Raw genomic sequence first — 14,641 nt, 5'->3', positions numbered from 1 at the left:
AAGACCTGATTAATATCCGATCGCTTGTGGCAATCGGAAGGCAGGCTTAACGTATTATTAAGACTCCGGACAAAGCCTTGGGTGCTTATCACATCCAAGGCTTTTTTCATTGGAGCAAACCATGCGTGAACCACAGTTCCGCCGGTTCCTTATGCGCCAGATTCATCATCCTCAAGCCTCGCGCGGACCTGCCAACCACGCGACCAAGAACGATTCAGAAACCAAATCGGAAAACACGTCGGATTACACCCCGGAAAATCCGTCACAAGATCCATCTCAAGCCGCACTGCGGCGGCTTATCCTGTCCCAGCATGCTAAAGCAGCGCAGAACGCCCCGACCAAAAAAGCCAAACGCGCCGTCAGAAACGCCACAGCCCTGGAGCAAACCCTGCGGTGGAACGGCTCCGGATTTCAACGCGCGTCACCACCGGATCCCGAACATCTTTCGCTGCGTCGGGTCGACCTGAGCGGCAGCAGGCCTGCGCGACCCTTGATGGACAGCTTGCCCGCCTCTTACTGGATCCGCAATCAGGCCATGCCCTGGCTGCAACTGGGGGATACGCTGCTGATTGCCTTTGCGGATGCCGAAACCGCAGAAATCTGCCGCCCTAAACTAGAGGCTGTCTTTGGCCCTTTTGTCCCCGTCCTTGCGCCCCAGAGTCAGATCACGCATCACCTTTGGCTCTATTTCCGCTTTCGCTTGGCGCAGCAGGCCAACTTCAGCCTGCCGAACCTGCTAAGCGCCCGCTCACTGCTAAAACACCCCGAGAGCCTGCTGCACTACCTTCCCCTCAGCACATTGGCCTGTCTTGCAATCATCTACCCCAGAGTGCTCTTCACCGCCTTCTGTCTTCTGGCAGCATCCCTCCTTGGCCTGTTTACCCTGCTCAAACTGGCTGGGGTTTCTGCCTGGCTCCGCGGGCCGTCGCGGCCAAGGGCCTCTGCGCTGTCACAGGAAAGTCGCGCTTCACTCCCGGTGATATCTGTGCTTGTCCCCCTCTACCAAGAGGCTGAAATCAGCCAGGCCCTTCTGCGCCGCATTCTGCGCCTCACCTACCCCAAGCAACGATGTGAGGTCTTGCTGGTATTGGAAGAAGGCGATCAGACAACACAGTCTGCCCTGGCAGAAATCCAGTTGCCGGATTGGGTCCGGATCATTGAAGTTCCGGAATGGGGCGATCTACGCACCAAGCCTCGTGCCATGAACTATGCGCTGAACTTCTGCCGGGGAGAGATCATTGGGGTCTGGGATGCCGAAGACTCCCCCCAAAGCGACCAGTTGGAACAGGTGGCGGCCAGCTTTGCCAGGGCTAAACCCGAAGTGGCCTGCCTGCAGGGGGTTTTGGATTACTATAACCCTCGGGTAAACTGGATTTCCCGCTGCTTCACCCTGGAATATGCCAGCTGGTTTCGCATCATCCTGCCCGGTATTGCCCGATTGCGCCTTGTGGTGCCTCTGGGCGGCACCACCATGTTTGTCCGCCGCCGGGTCCTCGAAGATCTGGGCGGCTGGGATGCGCACAATGTAACCGAAGACGCTGACCTCGGGGTTCGTCTCTGCCGAATGGGCTACCGCACAGAGATGCTCTCCTGCGTCACCTATGAGGAGGCCAGTTGCAGCGTAGCTACCTGGACCCGGCAACGCTCCCGCTGGCTAAAGGGTTTTATGTCGACCTATCTGGTGCATATGCGTGACCCCCGGCAATTGTGGCGCCAACTCGGGGCGCGGCGCTTTCTGGGATTTCAGGCCTTCTTTCTTGGCACAACCGGCCAGTTCCTGATGGCCCCCTTTCTCTGGAGCTTCTGGCTGGTCTTCCTAGGGTTTGAGCATCCCAGTGAACCGCTCTTGGGCGCGGGAGGGGTGACACTCGCGGCGGTGAGCCTCGTCTTTTTTGAACTCCTGGGCGTAGCCATTGCCATTGCTGCCGCCTTTGCCACAGGCAGGCCAGGGTTGGCGATTTGGTCGCCTTGCCTGTCCTTCTACTTCGCCATGGGTGCAGCCGCCTCTTACAAGGCGCTCTATGAGCTCTTTGTGCGCCCTTCATTCTGGGACAAGACCTCACACGGGTTGCACGCACCAGAGGTACCTATGGGACACCCCGCAGACCGTGAACCTCGCCCGGGTCAGCCCTTCATTTTGTGAAGCTAGCGCACAGTCCATGCCGCAGCCTCGGCTCACTGCTTGCCGCGATTTCCCGCATCCTGTTTCAGCCGCGTCATGAAGGCGACCGAAATGTGATCCTTTAGCGCCTGCCCCGCTTCGGCTTCGTCACGGGCTTCGATGGCATCCACGATGCGCTTGTGCTCGGACTGGGCAATTTCGCCACGCCCTTCTGCCGCCAGCGAGGTGGTCGCCATCAGCGCCATGGAGCGATGCACCAGATTGAGCTGCTGCACCAGATAGCGGTTATGGGAGGCTAGGTGGATCTGCTCGTGAAAGCGCCGGTTGGCCTTGGACAACTCGGTTGGATTGTCCACCAGGGCGTCATCCTCGCGCACCATTTCGTTGAGCACGCGGATTTCCTCTTCGGTGGCATGGCGTGCGGCCAGGCTCGCGGCCAGCCCTTCCAGCTCCCGGCGGACCACGTATAGCTCTGCCATCTGATTGTGATCCAGCGAGGCCACAATCAAAGAGCGCCCGTCGCGCTCCAGCAGGGATTGCGTCTCCAGCCGCTGCAGGGCCTCACGGATCGGAGTGCGAGAGACGCCAAAGCGTTCAGCCAGATCGCTCTCGACCAGCCGGTCACCGGGCTTATAGACCCCGACATCGATCGCTTCCAGGATCAGGGCATAGGCATCTTTTTGACTGCTGCGGCTTTGGTTCATCTCAGTTCCCACATCTCTGCCCTTTGGGAGGACCTCCCCCAGAGGACTGCCTCTGGCGCATTGGTTGGCATATTCCTACAGGTCAGGCCTGCGCATTCAAGCCCGCTGGCCGGGCATTGGCCGATAATATGCGGATTGCAGGCCTTGGCCTGTGTCCAAAATCGCCAAAGCACGCATTGATTCCGCCCTCTGCTTTGCCTATGGCAGTCTCATGGTCAAACGCGCTTTCTCTCATGTTCGTCACTGGGTCTTTGATCTGGACAACACGCTATATCATCCCTCTGCCCGTCTGTTCGATCAGATCGAGGTAAAGATGACCTCCTATGTCATGGAGGAACTGGGCGTGGATGCGGCAGAGGCTGATCGCCTGCGCAGCAGCTATTGGCGTGACCACGGCACCACCCTGGCCGGCTTGATGCGCGAACATGACATGGACCCCCTGCCCTACCTTGAGGCCGTGCATGATATTTCCCTGGATCATCTGGAAGAAGACCGTGAGCTGGCCGCCCGGATCAAAGACCTGCCGGGCAAGCGCATCGTCTATACCAATGGCAGCGCGCCCTACGCAGAGCGAGTGCTTGCTGCACGCGGGTTGAGCGGACTCTTTGATGGCATCTATGGCGTCGAGGATGCTGGATTTCGTCCCAAGCCCGAGCGCGAAGCCTTTGACATCATCTTTGGCAAGGCCGGGATAGAGGCTTCTTCCGCCGCCATGTTCGAAGATGACCCGCGCAACCTGGCGGCTCCTCATGCCATGGGTATGCGCACGGTTCATGTGGCCCCTGATCCGCATGAGGATGACCATGTTCACTACTCCACCGACGATCTCTCCGGTTTTCTTGCCAAAGTGCTCTGATCGCGATTGCGCCCCCTTGGGGGTGCTTTGCGGCAGCGGACCAGCGGGCCGGACACTCTGCCGCAGGCGAGAGCCATCCTTTGTGCAAAATCGACCTCCAAAATAGATCTTTTCGCGCCTATATGCAGCGCCGGACAGGCTTGGGCCGCGCCTTTTGCGGCTGCCCTGTTGCGATAGATCACAAAGGACCGCGCTGATGGCACTAGCCTATACCCTCCCCGCCCGCCTGCCCCTGTGGCAACGCATGCTTTTTGCCCTGCCTTTTGTTGGCCGCATCTCCAAAGAAGTAGCCTATGGCGAGGCGGAGAACTTCAAATATGCGCTGGTAATTCTGGTCAGCCTCTGGGGTTCATCCATCCTGCTCTTTGGTATCCCCGGTCTATACCTGCCTGCACTGGCCATGGTGCCGGTGATGTTCCTCCTGCTGATCGCGATTTCGCGCGGTTGAGGGCAAAATGGCCCTGGTCGCGCTCCGGGGCTATTTGTCGCTTGTCATTCCCTGCCTCGCAGACCTATCTGAAAGGAAGATAGGAAAGGTCGGATTATGGCAGAGCAATGTGACATCCTAGTGTCCGGCGGCGGCGTCGCCGGCTTGACGGCAGCGGCCTGTTTCGGGGCTGCGGGTTTCAAGGTGATCTGCGTCGATCCTACTCCGCCGGTGACATCCCGCGATGCCGAAGGGTCTGACCTGCGCACCACTGCTTTCCTGCAGCCTGCACAGGAGCTTCTGTCACAATATGACCTCTGGGAGGGGCTGGCGGATCACGCAGCCCCGCTGCAGATCATGCGCATCGTTGATGCAGGCGGCGCCCTGCCCCAGGCGCGGATCGTCAAGGATTTCAATGCCTCTGATATATCAGACCGCCCCTTTGGCTGGAACCTGCCCAATTGGCTGTTACGGCGGGAGTTTCTGGCCCGCATCGAAGGGCTGGCCAATGTGGATTTCCGGCCCGGAACCGGCACCAAATCGCTGTTCACCCGCACCGGTGAGGCCCGCGTCAGCTTAAGTGACGGCAGTGAGGTTGAGGCCCGCCTGGTGGTGGCTTGTGATGGGCGCAATTCGCCGATGCGCGAAGCCGCCGGTATTCCGGTCAAAACCACCCGCTACGGCCAGAAGGCCCTGGCCTTTGCGGTCACTCATCCTGTGCCACATGAGAATGTCTCCACCGAAATTCACCGCTCCGGCGGGCCTTTCACCCTGGTGCCGCTGCCCGACTATGAGGGCCAGCCCTCCTCTGCCATTGTCTGGATGGAGCGCGGCGCGCGGGCGGATGAACTGCTGCGGATGGCACCCGAACGCTTTGAGGCCGAGATGACCCGCCGCTCCTGCGGTCTATTCGGGGATCTGAAACTGGCCTCGCGCCGCACCATCTGGCCGATCATCAGCCAGTCCGCCGCACGGCTGGACGGCGAACGCCTGGCCCTGATGGCAGAGGCGGCCCATGTGGTGCCGCCGATTGGGGCTCAGGGCCTCAATATGTCGCTAGTGGATCTGCGCTGTCTGCTGGATCTGGCCGCCGCGCGTCCCGAAGGACTGGGCGATGCAGAGATGCTCTCGGCCTATCACAAGGCGCGCCACAATGAGATCCTGCTGCGGATCAAAGGCATCGATCTGCTGAACCGCACCTCGATGCTGGCGCCGCGCCCGCTGCGGGATCTGCGCGCCTTAGGCCTTAATGCGCTTTATTCTCTGGCACCGGTTCGCCGCACATTGATGCAGATGGGACTGGGTGTGAAATAGGTCCTATATAGGGAATCCGGCTTTCCTGATCGGAAAGCCGGTGCCTCCGGCGGAGGTATTTTTGGCAAAATGAAACCAGGTCAGAGTGCTTTTTCGAGCACTTGATCCAGACGCTGCAGGGTCGCCTCGACATCATAGAGCTTGTCGAGACCAAAGAGGCCAAGACGGAAGGTGCGGAAACCCTCGGGCTCATCACATTGCAGCGGCACACCGGCCGCAATTTGCGTGCCAAGGGCGAGGAATTTTTTACCGGTCTGGATCTCGGGGTCGTCCGTATAGCTGACAACAACGCCCGGCGCGCCAAAGCCTTCGGCAGCGACAGAGGTGATGCCTTTGTCCTTGAGCATGGCGCGCACGCCATTGCCCAGCGCCCATTGCGCCTCGCGCAGTTTGTCGAACCCATATTCCTTGGTTTCCAGCATGGTATCGCGGAAGGCACGCAGGGCATCGGTGGGCATGGTGGCATGATAGGCATGACCGCCATCCTCATAGGCCTTCATGATTGCGCGCCACTGTTTCAGGTTCAGCGCGAAGCTGTCCGATTGCGTCTCTTCCAGCCGGGCAGCGGCGCGGGTAGACATCATCACCAGGCCTGCGGAGGGTGAGGCGCTCCAGCCTTTTTGCGGCGCGGAGATCAACACATCGACGCCGGTGGCTTCCATGTCGATCCAGGCACAGCCAGAGGCGATGCAGTCGAGCACCATCAGGGCGCCAACCTCATGGGCGGCAGCGGCCATGCTAGTCACATAGTCATCCGGCAGGATCACCCCTGCGGCGGTTTCCACATGGGGGGCAAAAACGATACCTGGCTTTTCGGCGCGGATCGCCTCGACCACTTCATCGATGGGGGCCGGGGCAAAGGGCGATTGCACCTCATTGCCACTGCGGCGCGCCTTCATGACTGTGGCAGAGGAGGTGAAGCCGCCGGCCTCGAAGATCTGGCTCCAGCGGTAGGAGAACCAGCCATTGCGCACAACCAGGGCCTTTTCGCCGCGCGCAAACTGCCGCGCCACCGCTTCCATCGCATAGGTGCCGCCGCCGGGCACCAGGGCCACGGCCTCGGCGTTATAGACCTCTTTCAGCATGGCATTGATGTCCAGCATCACACCCTGAAAGGCCTTGGACATGTGGTTCAGCGAGCGATCGGTGAAAACCACCGAGAATTCATCCAGACCCTGCGGGTCCACGGTGTCGAGCAGTGCCATCTCAGAAGGCCTCCCTTGCCTTTGTGTTTCCTGCGGATCGGTCCACCTGTGCATACCGCCACCGTCCGTTCCGCGAAGGCCGATACTGGCGATCCCGTGCATTAAGGATAGCGCTGAACCGACAGAAGGGACCTGCAAATCCGTCAATCTTGTTTCCGATCTGCTACGAAGGTTTCTTGATCACCTGGTGTTCAGGGTGCAAGCAGCCGTGATGGGCTCTCAAAGACGCGGGATCCTGCAAAAGCAGATTGAGCCACATCTGCTTTAGCCCTCTATCACTGCAGCCACCGCCAAGGCCTTGTCTGCCAGTTCCGGAGGCGTTTGAGGATCAAATGCAAGATCTGACATTCTCTGAAGCAGTTCCCTGGACCGGTAAAACGAATAAACCTCAGCCTCCTGTTTTTTGCTCCAGAAAGCACCCACCCACACACCCGGGGTATTGAACCGGCACCAATCGCTCCAGAGCCGCTCTGCCAGTATCTGAGGAGGCATTTCCAAGACCTGATCAAACAAACTGGCAAGCGGCCAGCCTGCGATGCCGAACATGCATAGGACACCGTCGAGTTCATCTTCCTTATCTATCGCTGCCCGATGCAAATACATACGCTGGAACCGGTCCAGAACCGACCACTCATTCCGCTTCCAGTTTTCCCGCACACCGGTGGGGAATCGTTTCAAACTCACTTCAACCCCAATTCCCGACAGGGTTTCTCCAGAAGCGAGCACCTCTAGAACCCGCGGCAGCAGGTAGCGCCAAGTGTGCTGTGTGAACTCTGTACCAGTATCCCCGAAATACCAGTCTTGCAGATAGTGCAAAGGCATCGCCTCAATGTCAGGATCAAAGAAGTGCTTCCGTATCTTGCGATCCATGCAGCAATCGCAAACGCCTGTATCTGTCGGCTTCTCACAGGCAAAGACCTGATAGGCCTCAGCAATCAGCTCTGCGAATTCATGATCCGGGGGCAGCTTTGCCTCTAGCGGCATTGCTTCTTCGCGTTTCAAACCAACACCTCAAAAAACAACTGACACTATTCCAGAAATCACCCCAGCGGGCCGGGGCGGCGTTCTTCGCTCAACAGAACATTGGCATCAACCGAGCCCACTCCGGGCAGGGTCATCACCCGGCGACGCAGGACGCGTTCGAAATCGGAAATATCCCGCGCCACCACCCGCAGCCGGTAGTCATACATACCCAGGACATGCTCCACCGTCTGCACCTCGGGGATCGCGGTCACGGCGCGTTCAAAATCCTCCAGTGAAACACGTCCTTTTGTGGCTAGCTTCACGCCTAGAAAGACGGTCACGCCAAAGCCCAGCTTCTCTGCGTCCAGATCCAGCTTGCGGCCCGCAATAATGCCGCTCTCCTGCAGCCTCTTGATCCGGCGCCAGGCGGCGGGCTGGCTGAGGCCAAATTCCCGCCCCAGAGCACCGGCACTTTGACCCGCATCCTGGGCCAGCGCCCGCAGGAGGGCAAAATCGATCTCGTCCAGATCAGTCATATCGGCAGCATCTCGTTGGATTTGATCCGCGCCACATGCATCAGGGCCTCGATATCGGCAATATGCGGCAGGGTCAGGATCTGGGTGCGGTAGATCTGCTGGTAGTGCCCCATATCGCGGGCAATCACCGACAGGCGCACGTCGACCTGACCCAGGAAGGTCTGAATCTCCAGCACTTCGGGGATATCACGTGCCCCGGAAATGAACTCATCAAAGGCGCGTGGGTTGGTCTTATCCAGTGTGACGCGCAGGGAGACCTCCACCGCATAGCCAAGGGCGCGCCAGTCGATCTGCGCGCGGCTGCCGAGGAGCACGCCGCCCTCGCGCAGCTTCTCCAGCCGCCGCGACAGGCGCGACGGGGTCAGCGCCAGATCTTCGGCCAATTCGGGAATCGACTGGTCGGGGTCGCTTTGCAGGCGGCGGAGTATGCGTCTATCGAGATCATCAAGCATGAAAGTGATGCTATCCCATGAGCTGGCGAATGAATACCGCAAATTTTCCTGAATTTCTGCCGCAAACACCCGTGCATCTCTGACCACAGCGCCTATGATGCTCTCAAACCATCAAAGACCACACGCCAGTAAGAGGACCTCTGTCATGCGCGTATACTACGACCGCGATTGCGACGTTAACCTGATCAAAGACAAAAAAGTGGCCATCCTGGGCTACGGCTCCCAGGGCCACGCCCATGCGCTGAACCTGCGCGACAGCGGTGCCAAGAACCTGGTTGTTGCGCTGCGCGAAGGCTCCCCTTCTGCCAAGAAAGCCGAAGGCGAAGGCCTGCAGGTCATGGGTATCGCCGAAGCGGCGGCCTGGTGCGACGTGATCATGTTCACCATGCCCGACGAGCTGCAGGCAGAGACCTACAAGAAATACGTCCACGACAACATCAAGCCCGGTGCCGCGATTGCATTCGCCCACGGTTTGAACGTGCACTTTGGCCTGATCGAGCCGAAAGAAGGCGTCGACGTCATCATGATGGCACCCAAGGGCCCCGGCCACACCGTGCGCGGCGAATACACCAAAGGCGGCGGCGTGCCCTGCCTGGTTGCCGTTGACACCGACGCCACCGGCAAAGCCCTGGAAATCGGCCTCTCCTACTGCTCCGCCATCGGCGGCGGCCGCTCCGGCATCATCGAGACCAACTTCCGCGAAGAATGCGAAACCGACCTCTTCGGTGAGCAGGCAGTTCTCTGCGGTGGCCTGGTAGAGCTGATCCGCTGCGGTTTCGAGACCCTGGTCGAAGCGGGCTACGCGCCTGAGATGGCCTATTTCGAGTGCCTGCACGAAGTGAAGCTGATCGTTGACCTGATCTACGAAGGCGGCATCGCCAACATGGATTACTCGATCTCCAACACCGCGGAATACGGTCAGTATGTCACCGGCCCGCGCATCCTGAAGTACGACGAGACCAAAGCCCGCATGAAAGCGGTTCTGGACGACATCCAGCAGGGCAAATTCGTGCGTGACTTCATGCTGGAGAACCAGGTTGGTCAGCCCACCCTGAAGGCCTCCCGCCGTGCCAATGACGAGCACCTGATCGAAGAGACCGGCGCAAAACTGCGCGGCATGATGCCATGGATCTCTGCCGGCAAGATGGTCGACAAAGAGAAGAACTAAGGCGCCCGCGGCACTCGCCGCAGCCTTTTCTCTGCAGGGCGCTCCAAGCATTTGGGGCGCCTTTTTTCTTAAGGGTAGTTTAGGATTCTCTCATTGAAAGAAGTCGTCATTAAAAATTCGCCCTATGCTTTGAAAGAGAAAATTCTGGAATGCAGTGTTTCAACATACGAAACGCACAGGTCGAAACAACCATTTGCCTTCCCTAAAAATATGCACAAAGCATTGATCGCCCCTTCGATTGACGAATCATTTGTCGAAGAGACGGGTGAGCAGCTAGCGCAAAGCCCAAATATTTTTGTCGCTGAGGTAGATGGAACTTTCGCAGGCTACGTACAGCTTAGCCGGCACGCCCTTGATCGACAGCAAGAACTACCACTTTGTGTCATTTCAGATATTTTCGTCTTGCCCGAGTTTCGCAAACAGGGCGTAGCAAGCCAATTGCTTAACCACGTTAAGCAGCTCGCAATAGAAAACCGCTGGAGTAACTTGACCGCGACGATCTGGGCTCCAAACCAGGCCTCCGCCCGCCTGTTTGAAAAAGAGGGCTCCACCGTACAGAGTAGGTGTTTTCGGTTCGGGCCAACAAATCAGGCGATTGACCTACCTGCAGCTCCCAAACAGAGCAGAAGCATCCTAAGTCGTGTCCTTCCTCGCCTCAAAACTGCCGCTTTATTCATTGTCGCCGTCCAGATTGCAGTTGCCTTAGGCATCTCACTTTCCTGAAATTGATTTTCAAAAGGAAGAACCAAATGACAACTTCCCCCGGCGCCGCCAATTGGATCAAACTGATCATTCTGGGCCTGATCTGGGGCTCCTCTTTCATGGCGGTCACACTCGCGCTGGAAGGGCTGGGTCCTGTCAGCATTGCGGCAGCCCGCATCACCTTGGGTGCTGCTGCTCTCTTGTTGATCGTGATGGTGATGGGCATCGGCCTGCCCCGGATCGATAGCCGCGAAGGGCGACTGATCTGGCTCTGCGCCCTGGGCATGGGGTTCTTCACCAATGCCCTACCCTTTACGCTGCTCAGCTGGGGACAGACCTATGTGGCCAGTGGCTTTGCCGGAGTCTGTATGGCTGTGGTGCCTTTGTTTGTGCTACCGCTGGCGCATCTCCTGGTGCCCGGCGAGCGCATGACCCTGCGCCGCACCTTCAGCTTTCTCATCGGTTTTGCAGGTGTTGTCACCCTGATTGGCACCAAGGCTTTTGCCTCGGCTGGCAGCGATTTTGAATCACTGGCACGCCTGGCCTGCCTTGGCGCGGCACTCTGTTATGCCATTGGCTCGATCATCACCCGGCTTTGCCCCACGGTGAACCTCCTGTCGCTCTCCGCTGCGGCCCTCAGCTGTGGTGCGGCGATGATCGTGCCCATGGCGCTCTGGCAGGAAGGCCTGCCAGCGCTGCCCGAAGGCAGATCGCTTTGGGCGGTGCTCTATCTTGGCCTTGTGCCAACCGCGCTGGCGCAGGTGCTGCTGGTGCAGGTTGCCCGCAGCGCCGGCCCCGGATTTCTGTCGACCGTGAACTATCAGGTCCCGGTCTGGTCCGTCTTCTTTGGCGCGGTCCTGCTGAATGAGGTCCTGCCACCGCAGCTTTTTGCTGCCCTTTTGTTGATCCTTGGCGGCCTACTCCTCAGCCGGGCACCAGCCCACCGGCAGAGACCCTGAAAATTGGGATGCTTCGCTGATGGGCGAAGCCTTTGCGATTGACGCCAGTACATTAGAAGGATCATCTGCCCTTCGGATCAAAGGGGAGATGTGATGCCGGAGAAGATGGGGAAATACTGGCTGATGATTGCCACCCTGGGCTTTGTCTGGGGTGGCACCTTCCTGCTGATCAAACTCGCGCTGGAAGGCATGACGCCATTCTGGCTGGCCGCCGGGCGGATTGGCTTTGCCGCACTGCTCCTGTGCCTCATCTGGGGCTGGCGCGGGTTCAAACTCTTCAAAGAGGAGAGCGACTACCCCTCCCTGATCCTGATCGGCATCTTCAGCACCGCCCTGCCTTTCATGTTGATCAACTGGGGGCAGCAGCATGTTTCTTCGGGCTTTACCGGGCTCAGCATGGCGGCAATCCCGCTGATGGTGCTGCCGCTGGCGCATCTCTTCATTCCGGGGGAGCGCATGGTGTTGCGCCGGGCGATCGGGTTTCTCATCGGCTTTCTGGGGGTGGCGCTGCTGATCGGTGGCAAGGCTTTTGAGAGTTCTTCGTCAGAACTGGAGACCTTGGGCCGCCTAGCCTGTCTTTCGGCGGCGGCCTGCTACGCCTGCAGCTCAATCCTGACCAGGCGGCTACCACCTGCGGATCCGGTTGGGCTGGCGGCAGTGTTTCTGGTGATCGGCAGTTTTGTCATCCTTCCCGCCGCCTGGGGCACCGAGGGCCCGCCGCAGATGCCGGACAGCCAGACCCTGGCGCTGGTGGCCATTCTCGGGTTGATCCCGACTGCGGCGGCCAACCTCTTGCGGGTCATCGTGGTGCGTGAGGCAGGGCCGACCTTTATGACCCTCACCAATTACCAGGTACCGGTCTGGGCCGTGGTTCTGGGCGCAGTCTTCCTGGGTGAGGAACTCCCCGCCTCAATGTTGCTGGCCATGGGGCTGATCCTGGGTGGGCTTTGCATCAGCCAGTTCGGAGCGCTGACCCGCTTGTTCACTAAAGGAAAGCCCCGCTAGAGCACCGGGACAGGAGGGCTGCACCTGTCCGCGGGGGGGGCAAAGCCCCCGCCCATGGGGGCGGACGGGGGCTGCCCGCCCTCGGCGGGCTAGCGCTTTTCAGCTTGTTCTCAGCGGATCGCCTGCCAGAGGCGCAGCGCCTGCGCAGTTTCCGCCACATCATGCACCCGCAGGATCTGCACGCCCTTGGCCACACCCGCCAGAGCCACCGCAATGGAACCCGGTGCGCGCTTGTCTGCCTGCGGCTCTTGCCCGATCTCGCCAATGAAACGCTTGCGCGAGACACCCAAAAGGATCGGGCAACCAAGCGCGTGAAACAGGCTAAGCCCTTTCAGAAGTGCCAGATTATGCGCCTCAGTCTTGCCAAAGCCAATGCCCGGATCCACCACGATGCGATCCCGTGGCACGCCTGTGGCTTCCAACCGATCGATCTGTGCTTCCAGGAAATCATAGACATCCAACAGGACATTTCCGTATCTCGGATCCTCCTGCATGGTTTCAGGATCGCCCTGCGAATGCATCACACAGACCGGCGCGCCCGCCTGGGCCGCCAGCGGCGCGAGTGCCGCATCAAAGGTAAATCCTGAAACATCATTGATCAGCTGCGCGCCCGCATCCAGCGCCTCCATCGCCACCGGCGCCTTGCGGGTATCGATGGACACCGGCACCGAAGAGGCGGCCCGAATGGCGGCAATCACCGGGGCCGTGCGTTCGATTTCCTCATCTTCGGGGACAAATTTCGCGCCGGGGCGAGTACTCTCACCACCGATATCGATGATCGAAGCCCCCTCTGTCGCCATGCGCTGCGCCGCTGCCACAGCCGCCTCGTGCTCATTATGACAACCGCCATCGGAAAAACTGTCGGGGGTGACATTGAGGATGCCCATGATCTGGGGCCGGGTCATGTCGAGGCCGGCAATCGCTGCGCGACGCGCCATCAGCCGGTGACGGATCTCTTCTGGCACCAGGCCGACCGGCACAATGCGCGGCGGAGCCTCGCGTTGCAGCAGCTCCACTTCGGAAAACCAAAGCGCGCCGCCAACCAGCGGCAGCGCCCCCTCAGGGCGGGTCTCGCCATGCCGCACCAGCGGCCGGTAGTACATCACAGCTGTGTCTGCTCCACATCCACGGCGCGCAGCGGAACCTGCGGGCTGGCAGGAAGCTCGGCGCCAATCACAATCATCTCGCCCGCTTCGAATGTTGCCGCAAACCAGGAGGCCAATGCAACCGATTCAGTGGGTGCTTCGGATGGGCCGTCCACCGCATCAAGTACAATTTTAGAGGGCGCCCAGACGCAGATCTGGCCGTTCTTCATGGCCCAGTCCAATTCGGTACGGGTAGCGACCACTACGCAGCGGTCATCTTTGGCCGCCAGACGCCAGGCATTCTGCTCGATCGACAAAAGGTCAATCCGCCGCTGGGTCCATTTATGGCCGGTCTTTGGCGTCTCCAGCGGATGCGCTCCCACGCAGAGGATCAGGGGACGCTGACGGCATTCCATCTGATCAATCCAGGCAGAGACATTGCCGCTGTCGATGGCCGCATTGGAAAGATACATCAGCCGTGGATGTGGCGGCTCGTCTTCGGCAACCGTATGGCTCACCTGGTCCTGAGAGCGCACAATCTCAACACCCAGGGCACCGGGGCCACGATCCAGTTTCTCGATACGAACAAAGACCCGCACCGCCTGTGGCTCCAAGAGGATCCGTTCGGCCACGCGTTCGGCCAGGGTCTCCAGAAGATTGAGCCGCTCGGCTGCTAGCTCATGAGCGATGGCCTCACTCACGCGATCATAGGACAGGATGCGATCCACATCGTCATCCAGATCCTTTGGCAGTGGGGTGATCTCCACCACCACATTGAAACAGATCCGCTGAGTGGTGCCACGTTCTGCCTGAAAAGCGCCGATTTCAACTTCGACCATATGGTCACGCAGGGAAATTCGATCCAAAGGGCCGCGTGCAGTTGCAATGGACCTTTCGGAAGGGTGCTCAAATGCGAGGCGAACTTCTGAGGACATGGTGAGGGCCTTTGGCTGGCGAGGATCTGGCAGGCGCCCGATAGGGCTGTGGTCTATCACCCTACCCGCGCGAGCGTCTCATAACAGGCTTGCTTGCGCCAGGCTAGGCGCGGAAAGCGGCGTTCTGTGACGCCACGAACCCGCCTGCCTTGTTTTGACTTCGCAGGTTTCAGCCGAAAATCGATCGATCTCCGACCGCAAAGCCCTG

15 protein-coding genes are annotated in these 14,641 nt (G+C 59.6%); 8 read left to right on the top strand and 7 right to left on the bottom strand.

What is annotated here, in order from left to right:
- The first annotated feature begins 121 nt into the window (after nucleotides 1-121).
- Entirely contained in the window at nucleotides 122-2,143 is a 2,022-nt protein-coding gene (locus tag RSK20926_RS02400) for a glycosyltransferase family 2 protein (RefSeq protein ID WP_008204157.1), read from the top strand.
- Between the two features lie 32 nt (nucleotides 2,144-2,175).
- On the opposite strand, the gene RSK20926_RS02395 is transcribed toward RSK20926_RS02400, so the two are convergent.
- Entirely contained in the window at nucleotides 2,176-2,826 is a 651-nt protein-coding gene (locus RSK20926_RS02395) for a GntR family transcriptional regulator (RefSeq protein WP_008204156.1), read from the bottom strand.
- A 211-nt stretch (nucleotides 2,827-3,037) separates the two neighbouring features.
- Between RSK20926_RS02395 and RSK20926_RS02390 the strand changes: the two genes are divergently transcribed.
- From RSK20926_RS02390 to RSK20926_RS02380, 3 genes are all read left to right on the top strand, one after another.
- Nucleotides 3,038-3,682, top strand: a complete 645-nt coding sequence (locus RSK20926_RS02390) for a pyrimidine 5'-nucleotidase (RefSeq protein ID WP_037253563.1) — start codon at nucleotides 3,038-3,040, stop codon at nucleotides 3,680-3,682.
- A gap of 196 nt (nucleotides 3,683-3,878) precedes the next feature.
- Nucleotides 3,879-4,130: a hypothetical protein gene (locus RSK20926_RS02385; RefSeq protein ID WP_008204154.1), complete on the top strand. Its 252-nt coding sequence runs from the start codon at nucleotides 3,879-3,881 to the stop codon at nucleotides 4,128-4,130.
- A gap of 96 nt (nucleotides 4,131-4,226) precedes the next feature.
- The gene (locus RSK20926_RS02380; protein ID WP_008204153.1) at nucleotides 4,227-5,423 is read left to right on the top strand and encodes a UbiH/UbiF family hydroxylase; all 1,197 of its coding nucleotides are present in this window, start codon (nucleotides 4,227-4,229) and stop codon (nucleotides 5,421-5,423) included.
- 80 nt (nucleotides 5,424-5,503) lie between these two features.
- Here the strand turns inward: RSK20926_RS02380 and RSK20926_RS02375 are convergent, their stop codons facing one another.
- The 4 genes from RSK20926_RS02375 to RSK20926_RS02360 form a co-directional block, all read right to left on the bottom strand.
- A complete protein-coding gene (locus RSK20926_RS02375; RefSeq protein ID WP_008204152.1) occupies nucleotides 5,504-6,628 on the bottom strand; it encodes an aminotransferase class V-fold PLP-dependent enzyme in 1,125 nt (374 codons plus the stop codon).
- Between the two features lie 264 nt (nucleotides 6,629-6,892).
- Nucleotides 6,893-7,630, bottom strand: coding sequence for a hypothetical protein (locus RSK20926_RS21985; protein WP_157133014.1), 738 nt, complete (start codon nucleotides 7,628-7,630; stop codon nucleotides 6,893-6,895).
- Between the two features lie 38 nt (nucleotides 7,631-7,668).
- On the bottom strand, nucleotides 7,669-8,127 hold the full coding sequence (locus tag RSK20926_RS02365; RefSeq protein ID WP_008204150.1) for an Lrp/AsnC family transcriptional regulator: 459 nt from the start codon (nucleotides 8,125-8,127) through the stop codon (nucleotides 7,669-7,671).
- Nucleotides 8,124-8,579, bottom strand: coding sequence for an Lrp/AsnC family transcriptional regulator (locus RSK20926_RS02360; RefSeq protein WP_037253559.1), 456 nt, complete (start codon nucleotides 8,577-8,579; stop codon nucleotides 8,124-8,126). Before RSK20926_RS02360 ends, RSK20926_RS02365 begins: the two co-directional genes overlap by 4 nt.
- A gap of 145 nt (nucleotides 8,580-8,724) precedes the next feature.
- On the opposite strand from RSK20926_RS02360, the gene ilvC reads away from it, so the two are divergent.
- From ilvC to RSK20926_RS02340, 4 genes are all read left to right on the top strand, one after another.
- Nucleotides 8,725-9,747, top strand: coding sequence for a ketol-acid reductoisomerase (ilvC, locus tag RSK20926_RS02355; RefSeq protein WP_008204148.1), 1,023 nt, complete (start codon nucleotides 8,725-8,727; stop codon nucleotides 9,745-9,747).
- Nucleotides 9,748-9,840: 93 nt separating this feature from the next.
- Nucleotides 9,841-10,470: a GNAT family N-acetyltransferase gene (locus RSK20926_RS02350; RefSeq protein ID WP_037253332.1), complete on the top strand. Its 630-nt coding sequence runs from the start codon at nucleotides 9,841-9,843 to the stop codon at nucleotides 10,468-10,470.
- A gap of 26 nt (nucleotides 10,471-10,496) precedes the next feature.
- Nucleotides 10,497-11,408: a DMT family transporter gene (locus RSK20926_RS02345; RefSeq protein ID WP_008204146.1), complete on the top strand. Its 912-nt coding sequence runs from the start codon at nucleotides 10,497-10,499 to the stop codon at nucleotides 11,406-11,408.
- A 93-nt stretch (nucleotides 11,409-11,501) separates the two neighbouring features.
- The gene (locus tag RSK20926_RS02340; protein WP_008204145.1) at nucleotides 11,502-12,413 is read left to right on the top strand and encodes a DMT family transporter; all 912 of its coding nucleotides are present in this window, start codon (nucleotides 11,502-11,504) and stop codon (nucleotides 12,411-12,413) included.
- Nucleotides 12,414-12,523: 110 nt separating this feature from the next.
- Here the strand turns inward: RSK20926_RS02340 and folP are convergent, their stop codons facing one another.
- Together folP and RSK20926_RS02330 are read right to left on the bottom strand one after the other, a co-directional pair.
- Complete coding sequence (gene folP, locus RSK20926_RS02335; protein WP_037253331.1) at nucleotides 12,524-13,519, bottom strand: dihydropteroate synthase; 996 nt, start codon at nucleotides 13,517-13,519, stop codon at nucleotides 12,524-12,526.
- A complete protein-coding gene (locus RSK20926_RS02330; protein WP_037253558.1) occupies nucleotides 13,516-14,433 on the bottom strand; it encodes a dihydroneopterin aldolase in 918 nt (305 codons plus the stop codon). The genes folP and RSK20926_RS02330 overlap by 4 nt, the downstream gene beginning before the upstream one ends.
- Between the last annotated feature and the right edge of the window lie 208 nt (nucleotides 14,434-14,641).

Origin of the sequence: Roseobacter sp. SK209-2-6 (assembly GCF_000169455.1) — a bacterium.
Taxonomy (GTDB): Bacteria; Pseudomonadota; Alphaproteobacteria; order Rhodobacterales; family Rhodobacteraceae; genus Pseudophaeobacter.
This window is presented reverse-complemented; position numbering and strand designations above follow the sequence as displayed.